The sequence below is a fragment of the Bhargavaea beijingensis genome, from assembly GCF_900101985.1.
Classification (GTDB): Bacteria; Bacillota; Bacilli; order Bacillales_A; family Planococcaceae; genus Bhargavaea; species Bhargavaea beijingensis.
This window is the reverse complement of the sequence record NZ_FNAR01000020.1, coordinates 39,552-50,544: the sequence shown is the minus strand read 5'-3', so window position 1 is coordinate 50,544 and position 10,993 is coordinate 39,552. Positions and strand designations below refer to the sequence as shown.

The 10,993-nt window shown below is 54.2% G+C and carries 12 protein-coding genes and 1 rRNA gene; 12 read left to right on the top strand and 1 reads right to left on the bottom strand.

Features of this window, described 5'->3' with window-relative positions; all coding sequences use genetic code 11:
• Positions 1–3 precede the first annotated feature (3 nt).
• The 10 genes from rrf (at position 4) to rsmI (ending at position 7,114) form a co-directional block, all read left to right on the top strand.
• A 5S ribosomal RNA gene (rrf, locus tag BLT01_RS12485) occupies positions 4–119 on the top strand.
• A gap of 298 nt (positions 120–417) precedes the next feature.
• Complete coding sequence (locus BLT01_RS12480) at positions 418–1,857, top strand: aminotransferase class I/II-fold pyridoxal phosphate-dependent enzyme (protein WP_092098256.1); 1,440 nt, start codon at positions 418–420, stop codon at positions 1,855–1,857.
• A gap of 5 nt (positions 1,858–1,862) precedes the next feature.
• Positions 1,863–2,495 carry a dTMP kinase gene (gene tmk, locus BLT01_RS12475; protein ID WP_092098254.1) on the top strand — a complete coding sequence of 211 codons (633 nt, stop codon included), beginning with the start codon at positions 1,863–1,865 and terminating at the stop codon, positions 2,493–2,495.
• Between the two features lie 49 nt (positions 2,496–2,544).
• Positions 2,545–2,874 (top strand): cyclic-di-AMP receptor, encoded by a 330-nt coding sequence (locus tag BLT01_RS12470; protein ID WP_008301272.1) that lies wholly within the window; start codon positions 2,545–2,547, stop codon positions 2,872–2,874.
• A gap of 69 nt (positions 2,875–2,943) precedes the next feature.
• The gene (gene holB / locus BLT01_RS12465) at positions 2,944–3,948 is read left to right on the top strand and encodes a DNA polymerase III subunit delta' (RefSeq protein ID WP_176765145.1); all 1,005 of its coding nucleotides are present in this window, start codon (positions 2,944–2,946) and stop codon (positions 3,946–3,948) included.
• Positions 3,938–4,744: a PSP1 domain-containing protein gene (locus BLT01_RS12460; RefSeq protein WP_092098252.1), complete on the top strand. Its 807-nt coding sequence runs from the start codon at positions 3,938–3,940 to the stop codon at positions 4,742–4,744. Before holB ends, BLT01_RS12460 begins: the two co-directional genes overlap by 11 nt.
• 24 nt (positions 4,745–4,768) lie before the next feature.
• Positions 4,769–5,131 carry a DNA replication initiation control protein YabA gene (gene yabA, locus BLT01_RS12455; RefSeq protein WP_092098250.1) on the top strand — a complete coding sequence of 121 codons (363 nt, stop codon included), beginning with the start codon at positions 4,769–4,771 and terminating at the stop codon, positions 5,129–5,131.
• A gap of 90 nt (positions 5,132–5,221) precedes the next feature.
• Positions 5,222–5,974: a tRNA1(Val) (adenine(37)-N6)-methyltransferase gene (locus BLT01_RS12450; protein WP_092098248.1), complete on the top strand. Its 753-nt coding sequence runs from the start codon at positions 5,222–5,224 to the stop codon at positions 5,972–5,974.
• A complete protein-coding gene (locus BLT01_RS12445) occupies positions 5,958–6,236 on the top strand; it encodes a GIY-YIG nuclease family protein (protein ID WP_092098246.1) in 279 nt (92 codons plus the stop codon). Before BLT01_RS12450 ends, BLT01_RS12445 begins: the two co-directional genes overlap by 17 nt.
• Complete coding sequence (gene rsmI / locus BLT01_RS12440) at positions 6,233–7,114, top strand: 16S rRNA (cytidine(1402)-2'-O)-methyltransferase (RefSeq protein WP_092098244.1); 882 nt, start codon at positions 6,233–6,235, stop codon at positions 7,112–7,114. Before BLT01_RS12445 ends, rsmI begins: the two co-directional genes overlap by 4 nt.
• Positions 7,115–7,339: 225 nt before the next feature.
• On the opposite strand, the gene BLT01_RS12435 is transcribed toward rsmI, so the two are convergent.
• A complete protein-coding gene (locus BLT01_RS12435) occupies positions 7,340–7,630 on the bottom strand; it encodes an AbrB/MazE/SpoVT family DNA-binding domain-containing protein (protein ID WP_092098242.1) in 291 nt (96 codons plus the stop codon).
• A gap of 318 nt (positions 7,631–7,948) precedes the next feature.
• Between BLT01_RS12435 and metG the strand changes: the two genes are divergently transcribed.
• Together metG and BLT01_RS12425 are read left to right on the top strand one after the other, a co-directional pair.
• Positions 7,949–9,925, top strand: a complete 1,977-nt coding sequence (metG, locus tag BLT01_RS12430) for a methionine--tRNA ligase (RefSeq protein WP_092098240.1) — start codon at positions 7,949–7,951, stop codon at positions 9,923–9,925.
• A gap of 260 nt (positions 9,926–10,185) precedes the next feature.
• Positions 10,186–10,959, top strand: a complete 774-nt coding sequence (locus BLT01_RS12425; RefSeq protein WP_092098238.1) for a TatD family hydrolase — start codon at positions 10,186–10,188, stop codon at positions 10,957–10,959.
• Positions 10,960–10,993: the final 34 nt, after the last annotated feature.

The following is a 10,993-nucleotide window of genomic DNA, read 5'->3' as shown; positions in this document are numbered from 1 at the left end:
AGGTCCAGTGATGAAGGCGAAGAGGTCACACCCGTTCCCATCCCGAACACGGAAGTTAAGCTCTTCAGCGCCGATGGTAGTCGGGGGCTTCCCCCTGCAAGAGTAGGACGTCGCTGGGCACAAAGCCGTCTCCTGATGGAGGCGGTTTTTTTGTGCGGAAAAATGGAGCGCACCTAGAAACTTCAGAACGCATTCACCCGGTTCCCCATTCAATTCCGGCGAGTGTTAAGAAAAGTGCCCCTGAGTGTTAAGCAAACCCGCGCGAGTGTTAAGAAGCAACGCCCCAATAAAAAACACTCCATTAAATCCTGCCCCTGTGTGCCAGCCAACGGGCATCCGTCATCCGAGGTCCCGTGCATGGTATAATGAACCCATCAACCACGATTCTACATGTGAACAGGTAAAGGAGTTTTTGTATTGAGCAGTCAGTCGCGGCGGCCGGTCGTGCACGTGCTGGAGAAATTTGCAAAAAGCAATTCGCTGTCATTTCATGTGCCCGGCCATAAAAACGGAAATCTGACAGGATTGCCGGAAGCCGTCCGGGGAATGATGTCCTGGGATGTAACGGAACTGCCGGGGCTGGATGATCTCCATGCGCCGGAAGGCCCGATCCGGGAGGCGCAGGAACTTCTGGCTGCCGCTTACGGCGCGCAGCGGAGCTTTTTCCTCGTCAATGGCTCGACGGGCGGTAACCTGGCGATGATACTTGCCGCCTGCCGTCCCGGCGACCGGGTCATTGTGCAGCGCAATGCGCACAAGTCCGTTTTTAACGGTTTGGTGCTTGCGGGCGCACGTCCGGTTTATGTCGATCCGCTTTGGGATGCGGAAACCCGGTCTCCCGGCCATGCGGAAGCTGAACTGATCCGCGAGGCGATCAGGATGTATCCCGAGGCGAAAGCGGTGATCCTGACCAATCCGACCTATTACGGAAAGGTGTCCACACATCTTCGGAAAATTGCAGACCTCTGCCATGATGCGGGCATGCCGCTTCTTGTTGATGAGGCGCATGGGGCGCATTTCGTGATTGGCGGCCCGTTCCCCCAGCCATCGCTTGCCTTGGGGGCGGATGCAGTCGTCCAATCGGCACATAAGACGCTTCCTGCAATGACCATGGCCTCGTTTCTGCATGTGGCGCGCGGCTCGCTGCTGGATGCAGAACGTATCGGCTATTACTTGGGCATGCTGCAGTCCAGCAGCCCATCCTACCCGCTGATGGCATCGCTGGACGATGCGCGGCATTACATCGCTGCCTACACGGAAGAGGACTTGGAGTCACTTCTGGATTATAGAAAGACATTGGTCAGGGGATTGGACGAATTCAGGGGCCTATCCGTCATCCGGACGGATGATCCGCTCAAGTTGCTTCTCCGCGCTGATGGCCATTCGGGGAGTGCCCTTGCTGATGCGCTGTCCCGTGAAGGTGTCCACACCGAACTTTCGGATCCCTACCAGGTGTTGCTTGTGCTGCCTCTTCTGAAAAGCGAGCAGGATGAATGTCTGGAGGAAGTGCTTGCTGCAACCGCGAGAGCCGTAAAGTCACTCGGATCCGGAAATCAGGCGGAAGAACCCCAGGAACCGCTGACACAGCCGGCCATTACGGCGGCTGACGGGCCGCCTGACGTCCGATCCGGAAAATCATGCGAGTGGATGGATTACCGGGAATCGGAAGGGCGTCTTTCCGCGGCATCTATCATTCCCTATCCGCCGGGCATTCCGCTTCTTCTGCCTGGAGAACCCGTCACCAGGGAGAAAATTCGGATTCTGGATCGCCATGTGACGGCCGGCACGGCTTTTCAAGGAACGCACCGGCTGGACACACAACAAATTCTGGTCTCACGACAGTCACCGGAGGCATAATATATATGAAGACAACTGGTTTATTCATCACACTGGAAGGACCGGACGGAGCAGGAAAAACATCCGTCCTCGAGATTCTTGCCCGCCGATTCGAAGAGTCTGGCACTGATTTTCTGCGGACTCGCGAACCCGGCGGCATCCGTATTTCAGAGAAAATCCGGGAAATCATCCTGGATAATGACCACACCGAGATGGAAGCCCGTACCGAAGCGCTGCTTTATGCGGCGGCGCGGCGCCAGCATCTGGTTGAAAAGATCATCCCTGCGCTTGAGGCGGGAAAGGTCGTTCTCTGCGACCGGTTCATCGACAGTTCAATCGCCTATCAGGGGGCGGCAAGGGGGATCGGTACAGAGGAGGTTCGCTCGATCAACCGGTTTGCAATCGGCAACACGATGCCTGACCTTACGATCCTTCTTGACGTGCCGGCTGAAGTCGGCATCCTGCGGATCAGCGAGGGAAGGGGCCATGAAGTGAACCGCCTCGATGCGGAAGGGCTCGATTTCCACAAGAAAGTTCGTGACGAGTACCTGAAAATCGCGGAAAGTGAGCCGGAGCGTGTCATCCTGATCGATGCAACCGGAAGTCTCACGGATATCGCCGAAGTTGCCTGGGACTCAATAAAAAGTCGCATGAAGTAAAGACCGTTTGTGCTATACTTATATAAAAGCTGGCGAGGAGTTGATCCATATGAAATTGGTTGTAGCGGTCGTGCAAGACCAGGACAGCAACCGTTTATCCGCCGCTCTGACAAAAAATGACTTCCGTGCCACGAAGCTGGCCAGTACCGGCGGTTTCCTGCGCTCGGGCAACACGACTTTCCTGATCGGTACAGATGACCCGCTGGTGCCGAAATTGCTTGGCATCATCCGGGAAAACTGCCGCTCCCGTGACCAGATGGTCGCGCCCGTATCTCCGATGGGCGGGAATGCAGATTCTTACATCCCATACCCCGTTGAAGTCGAAGTCGGCGGCGCAACAGTTTTCGTACTGCCGATCGAGCAGTTCCATCATTTCTGATTCAAGACGACCACCCGTGCCCGTGAGATTTCGGACACGGGATTTTTCTAACAGGAGGGACGGACGCCGGTGGACACCGATAACAGCATCATGAAGCGGCAGCCGAAAGCGGCCTCGCTGCTGGGGGGATCCGCGGCTTCCGGACGTGTGGCCCACGCTTACCTGTTTGATGGCGTGAAGGGTGCCGGGAAAGAGCTGCTCGCCCGCTTTTTCACCCAGCTGCTCCTCTGCCGCGTACCCGCGGACGGCATGCCGTGCGGCGAATGCCGAAACTGCAGAAGAATCCGGGACGGCAATCATCCGAACGTTACACAGATCCATCCGGATGGACAAGACATCAAAAAAGGACAGATTTCCGACCTGATCTACAAGCTGAACAAGACCGGACTTGAAGAAGGCCGTAAAATCTATATACTGCATCAGGCGGACCGCATGAATCATTCCGCCGCCAACACACTCCTGAAGTTCCTCGAAGAGCCGGAAGGGGAAGTGACCGCGATCCTGCTGACAGACCGTGCGTCGGCCATCCTGCCGACGATCCGGTCCCGCTGCCAGGAAATCCACCTCCAGCCGCCGCCGAGAGAGGCGGTAATGGAGCAGTTGGTCACGGAAGGGGACGTTACCCGCTCGATGGCATCGACCGTCACGATGGTCACGGCCGACCCGGAAGAAGCACTGGCGCTTTCGGCGGATGAGCAGTTTGGACAGGCCCGTAAGACAGTGATAAAATTGGTGGAGGCATCAGACAAAAGTATCCACGAAGCCCTGCTGTTCATCCAGACGGACTGGAGTCCGCTCTTCAAGGAGAAGGACGAGACCGAACTGGGGCTGGATCTGCTCCTGTTCGCCTACCGCGACATTTCCGCGGTGAAGGCGGGACTCTCCACGCCGCTAGCCTATCCCGACAATCGGGCCGGATGGGAAGAGATGGCACTCCGGCTGACGTTCGGCCGGCTCGCTTCAATTCTCGAAGCCATCCTGAAGGCGAAGCGCAACCTCCAAAGCAATATGAACCGCACGCTTCTTATGGAACAACTGGTGCTCAACATGCAGGAGGGTCAACATGCTCTATAATGTAGTAGGCGTCCGTTTTAAAAAAGCGGGTAAAATATATTATTTCGATCCGGGCGAATACAGCCTGGAAAAAGGCGAGTACGTCATTGTCGAAACGGCGCGGGGCGTCGAGTACGGCAAGGTCGTCATTCCGCCGCGGCAGATGAGCGGAGATGACATCATCCTGCCGCTCAAGATGATTGTCCGTCCCGCGACAGAAGAGGACCGCGCTTCGGTCCGCGAGAACGAGGAAGAAGCAAAGCGGACATTCGACATCGCGGCCAAGAAGATCGAAGATCACGGACTGGAGATGAAACTGGTCGACGTCGAATACACATTCGACCGCAACAAGATCATTTTCTACTTTACGGCGGATGGCCGGGTGGATTTCCGGAATCTCGTCAAAGATCTCGCATCGGTATTCCGGACAAGGATCGAACTGCGCCAGATCGGTGTGCGGGATGAAGCAAAGATGCTCGGCGGCATCGGTCCTTGCGGGCGTATGCTTTGCTGTTCGACGTTCCTCGGCGATTTCGAACCGGTCTCGATCAAGATGGCCAAAGATCAGAACCTGTCGCTGAACCCGTCCAAAATCTCAGGGCTCTGCGGCCGGCTGATGTGCTGCCTGAAATACGAAAACGACGAATACGAGGAAGCAAAACGCCTCATGCCGGACGTCGGCACCCGCATCACTACGCCGGACGGTGCCGGAAGAGTCGTCGGGCTCAACCTGCTCGAACGCATGCTGCAGGTAGAGCTGTCCGGTGAGAAAAAAGTGATCGATTATTCGATGGACGAAATCTTGCAATCGGTTTGACGCAATCAATATGGGGTGTGAGCATTGATGGACCGGAACTTCTTGGACAAGGTCATGGAATTCGGGCAACACCTTGATTCGGCCAATCGCCAGTATGCAGAGCTGAAGGAATCGGTCGCACAGATGATGGAGGAGAACCACGCTCTCCAGATTGAAAACCATCATCTGCGCAATCGCCTGGAAGAGATAGAAAAGCAGCTGGAGGACAGGGGCCGGAAGCCCGGGAAAAAACATCAGCCGAAATCGGCGGAGATCGGGGAAGGACATGATAACCTCGCCCGCCTTTATAATGAAGGGTTCCACGTCTGCAACGTCCACTTTGGAAGTTCGCGGAAGGGCGAGGACTGCCTGTTCTGCCTCTCATTCTTGAACAAGCAGAATGGATAATGACCGGTTCCGCAACAGGCGGAATACGGTCTTTTCTTTTGGCTGCGGAGGCGGCATGGCCCAGAAACTGTTTCACGGAGGACAAAAGGCATGAATATAGAACTGAACGAAGATGAGCGGCTGGATGACCTGCTCGCGGAAGGACTGAAAATCATCCAGAGTCCGCAAGTATTTTCATTTTCCCTGGATGCGGTACTGCTGGCGAAATTCGCTTACGTGCCAATCCGCAAGTCCGGGAGCATCGTCGACCTGTGCACGGGCAACGGGGCTATTCCGCTGTTCCTGAGCGGGCGTTCGAAAGCGCAGATTACCGGGGTCGAACTCCAGCCCCGGCTGTCTGACATGGCAAACCGCAGTGTCACGCTGAACGGCCTGGAAGACCGGATCCGCATCGTAACGGGGGACGTCAAGGGGATTGCGGAAATCCTCGGGCATGAAAAGCATGACACGGTGACATGCAATCCGCCATACTTTCCGGCACATGAACTGAGTGACCGCAACATGCTGGAAGAAGTTGCCGTCGCCCGGCATGAATTATACCTGACACTGGACCAGGCCATCGAAAACGCAAGTGCACTTCTGAAGCAGGGCGGCAAGGCGGCCTTTGTCCACCGGCCGGGCCGTCTGCTCGATATCGTCACCTCGATGAGACAGCATCGCCTGGAGCCGAAGCGGATCCGGTTCGTTTACCCGAAAAGGGGCAGGGAGGCGAATACCCTGCTGATCGAGGGAACAAAGGATGGCAGACCTGACCTGAAGATCCTTCCGCCGCTTTATGTGTATGAGGATGACGGAACCTATACACCGGAAGTCCGGGAGATGCTGTATGGACCGCATGCATAAGGGGGAGCATGTGCTCTATGTGCTCGAGTGCTCGGACGGGACGTACTATGCGGGATACACGAACAACCTGGAGCGACGGGTAAAGGCGCACAATGAGGGAAAAGGCGCGAAGTATACAAAGCCCCGGCGGCCGGTCCGTTGTGTCTTCCGGGAACCGTTTGAAACCAAACAGGAAGCGATGCGGGCCGAGTATGCGTTCAAGCAGCTCAGACGGGCGGAAAAAATCGACTACATGAAACGGAATGGAGGCGGGTGTCCATGAAATCCCAGAAGAGCGTACAGGACCCTGGCGGCAAACTTTATCTTGTCGGGACACCGATCGGCAACCTGGAGGACATCACATTCCGGGCGATCAGGATCCTGAAGGAAGCAGCGGTGATTGCGGCAGAAGACACGCGCAATACAAAAAAACTGCTGAACCATTTTGATATCCGGACATCGCTTCTGAGCTATCACGAACATAATCTGAAAGAAGGCGGGGACCGGATTTTATCCGTATTGGCAGGAGGGAATGACGTGGCACTCGTGAGTGACGCGGGTATGCCGTGCATTTCGGATCCGGGAGCGGACATTGCAGCCCGGGCAATCGCAGAAGGCTATGCGGTTGTCCCGGTGCCCGGTGCCAACGCGGCGCTGTCTGCCCTGGTCGCTTCAGGCCTTCCGGCACAGCCGTTTCTGTTTCACGGTTTTCCCCCAAGGAAGAAAAACGACAGGCGGGACCTGTTCGGGAAAATGGCCGTACGCGGGGAGACAGTGATTTTCTACGAATCGCCACACCGGCTAAAAGAATCACTCCGCGATCTGGAGGCGGCTTTCGGATCGCAGCGGCGGGTCTCGCTTGTCCGGGAACTGACAAAGAAGTTCGAAGAGATCTTGCGCGGCACCGCCGGGGAGGCGGTTGCTTATGCGGAGTCAACAGACCTCAAGGGAGAATTCTGCATCGTCGTCGAAGGCGCCGACGAGGAAGCCGTCCGGCATGCCGAAGAACAGTCGGAGTGGTGGGCCGGCCTGACGCAAAGGGCTCATGTAGAGGCCGTGATGGAGCGGGAAGGTGTTCCGTCGAAGGAAGCCATCAAAATCGCGGCAAAAGAACGCGGAGAACCAAAGCGCGATATTTATCAGGCGTATCATTTAAAATAATGCACGGGTACGGACTCAAACGAAACCATCAGGCCGAATGATATAGAAGGCCTGATGGTTTTTATGCTGTTTTTGTGGGTCACAAGTGTGATTTGTGAAAAAAATGGCGCCTGCAACACTATATTTAATAGGAAGATACTCTTTCGGAAAGAGCGGATTTTTCCGGGATCACAAAAAACCGCCCGGATGGTTCCGGACGGTCAGGGATGTCATCTTCTTATACGCTTATACGTGCTGCTTCTGGCCAAGGCGTGCTGAAATTTCGTCAACGAGTTTCTTTGCGCCTTCTTCGCTGAGAATCAGCTTCCCGTCAATCAGGCGGAGATTGTCATCGGACACGTCGCCTGTGATGGCACAAGTCATGTTTGGCATGTATTTTTTCAGGATGATTCTATCGTCATCCACATAAATCTCCAGTGCGTCTTTTTCCTTGATGCCGAGTGTACGGCGAAGTTCGATCGGAATGACTACCCGTCCAAGTTCATCGACTTTACGTACGATACCCGTCGATTTCATTCAGTATTGCCCCTTTCGAGTGCTATCTTATTTTCGTCAAGATTCGACATGCTTATTGACTAAACCCATCATACCAACTAATGCCAATACCGTCAATTTGTTAAGCCAAAAAGTTTTATAAAAACAATGTTTTTTTCGGCCTAAGTCAAATTTATATCATTTGGGGCAAGAAATAAAGTGTTTTGTTAGAACGCACTCAAAAATGTGCAAACAGGTGAATAATAATAACTGGAAATTATCCTGGCAGCTTGCCTGCATTGAAGTGGAAGGAGTCATCCGGTAAAATGGAGGGAAATGCGTATTCATGGAGGCCTGGGCATGAGTGAACAGAAAACTTTTTACCTGACGACGCCGATCTATTACCCGAGCGGCAAGTTCCACATTGGTACCGCGTACACGACAGTGGCATCCGATACGATGTCACGCTACAAGCGGCTCCGCGGATATGATGTCCGCTTCCTTACAGGGATGGACGAGCACGGACAAAAAATCCAGCAAAAAGCCGAAGAGGCCGGCATGGACCCGCAAGCATATGTCGACGGCATTGCCGAAGTCGCGAAGAAGCTGTGGGAGATGATGGACATCTCCTATGATGACTTTATCCGGACGACCGAAGAACGCCACAAAGAGGGCGTCGAAAAGATCATCAAGAAATTCCTTGATAACGGGGATATTTATAAAGGCGAATACGAAGGCTGGTACTGCACGCCTTGTGAATCCTACTTCACCGAGGCACAGCTGGAAGACGGCAACTGCCCGGACTGCAACCGGCCCGTCCATAAGGTGAAGGAAGAGTCCTATTTCTTCAACATGAAGAAATATGCGGACCGCCTGCTGAAGTATTATGAAGAAAATCCGGAGTTCATCCAGCCGGAGTCCCGCAAAAATGAAATGATCAACAACTTCATCAAGCCGGGGCTCGAAGACCTTTCCATCTCCCGTACGTCGTTTGACTGGGGAATCCATGTGCCGGGGGATCCGAAACACGTCATCTACGTCTGGGTCGATGCGCTGTCGAACTACATCACATCGCTCGGTTACGGAACGGACGACGAGTCGCAGTTCCGCAAATACTGGCCGGCAGATGTTCATGTCGTCGGGAAGGACATCGTCCGCTTCCACACGATTTATTGGCCGATCTTCCTCATGGCGCTGGATCTGCCGTTGCCGAAAAAAGTGTTCGCGCACGGGTTCATCATGATGAAAGACGGGAAGATGTCGAAGTCGAAGGGCAATGTCGTTTATCCGGAAATGCTCATCGAGCGTTATGGCCTGGATGCGACGCGCTATTTCCTTCTGCGTGAGCTGCCATTCGGATCCGATGGCGTGTTCTCCCCGGAAGCATTCGTTGAGCGCATGAACTACGACCTGGCAAATGATCTCGGCAACCTTCTTAACAGAACGGTATCAATGGTCAACAAGTACTGCGGCGGAATCGTTCCGTCACGCCCGGAAAGCTCGACTGAATTCGACGAGCCCCTCCGTAAAGTGATGGAGGAGACCGTGCGGAAATATGAGCAGGGCATGGAGAACATGCAATTTAGTGTCGTCTTGTCCGATATCTGGGCGCTTGTTTCCCGTACGAACAAATACATCGACGAGACCCAGCCTTGGGCACTCGCGAAAGACGAGTCGAAAAAGGGCGAGCTGGACGCTGTCATGCATCATCTTGTGGCAAGCCTCCACGAAATCGCAGTTCTTCTTCAGCCGTTTATGACGAAATCGCCGAAGCAGATTGTCAGCCAGCTAGGCCTTGGCGAAGAAGCGCTTGCCTGGGAGACACTCGAAGACAGTACAATCAAGGAAGGCACGAAAGTCGCGGAAAAAGGGACACCGGTGTTCCCGCGCCTCGATCCGGAAGTGGAAATTGCCTACATTAGGGGCGAGATGCAGAAATCCGTCCAGCCGCAGGCGGAAGAAGCGGCTGCCGAAGAAGACAGCGCTCCGCAACAACCTGAAAAGCCGGACGTACCGGAAATCACAATCGATGATTTCGCAAAAGTCGATCTCCGGGTGGCAACGGTGACGGCCTGCGAGAAAGTGCCCAAAGCGGACAAACTGCTGAAGCTTCAGCTTGATCTCGGTTATGAAACCCGGCAGGTCGTCTCGGGCATCGCAAAGTTCTATGAGCCGGAATCGCTCGTCGGCGAGAAAGTGATTGTGGTCGCGAACCTGAAGCCGGTGAAACTCCGCGGTGAACTGTCGCAGGGCATGATTCTTGCGGGTGAACAGGACGGGGTTCTCAAACTTGCTTCGGTTGATCCCGCGTTGCCGAATGGCTCTCAAATCCGGTAATTCCCGGATGGGCTGTAACAGATATATTCACGTAAAATGATTAAAACCGGAGGACTTTAGTCCTCCGGTTTTCCTGTTTTAGGGGAATGGAATTCGGTTCCTTTGACTTTTTACATGACTTCCCGTACAACTTTATAAGTCTTGAGATAGAGTCTTGTCATTTAACTAAATCTAATTTGTAATCTAAATGTAATAGAACTGTGAAATTTGAAAAAGGATTTATGTATAGACTTGAACAATACATTGGGAGAGTGAGCCGCATGTTGATTGACACACATGTCCATTTGAATGCAGACCAGTACGAGGAGGATGTCGATGAGGTGATTCGCCGTGCGCTCGATGCGGGTGTCGGAAAAATGGTCGTTGTCGGATTTGACCGGCCGACCATCCGGCGCGCACTTGAGCTCGCAGAAACGTACCCGTTCATCTACCTGGTGATCGGATGGCATCCGGTCGACGCGGTCGACTGCACAGAGGAAGATCTCCAATGGATTGAGGAAATTGCCGCCGATCATCCGAAAGTGGTCGGCATCGGTGAGACCGGTCTCGACTATCATTGGGACAAATCGCCGAAGGATGTTCAGCAAGAGCTGTTCCGCAGGCAGATCGCGCTCGCGAAGAAGCTCAAGCTTCCGGTCATCATCCATAACCGCGATGCGACAGGCGATGTGGTCCGCATCCTCAAGGAAGAACATGCGGCAGAGACGGGCGGCATCATGCACTGCTTCAGCGGCAGCCCGGAAACGGCAAAAGAATGCGTAGAAATGAATTTCATGATCTCCCTCGGCGGGCCGGTGACGTTCAAAAATGCCAGGCAGCCGAAAGAAGTCGCAAAGGAAATTCCGCTTGAGCATCTGCTCGTCGAGACCGACGCCCCGTATCTTGCGCCACATCCTTACAGGGGCAAGCGCAATGAGCCGTCCTATGTCCGGCTCGTCGCCGAACAGATCGCACAACTCAAGGAAATTCCATTTGAGGAAGTAGCCCGAAAGACTACCGAAAACGCATTGAAAATTTTTGAGATTCGTGAATAAAGAGGCCAAAACCGGCCTACACTTCACCCGTGCC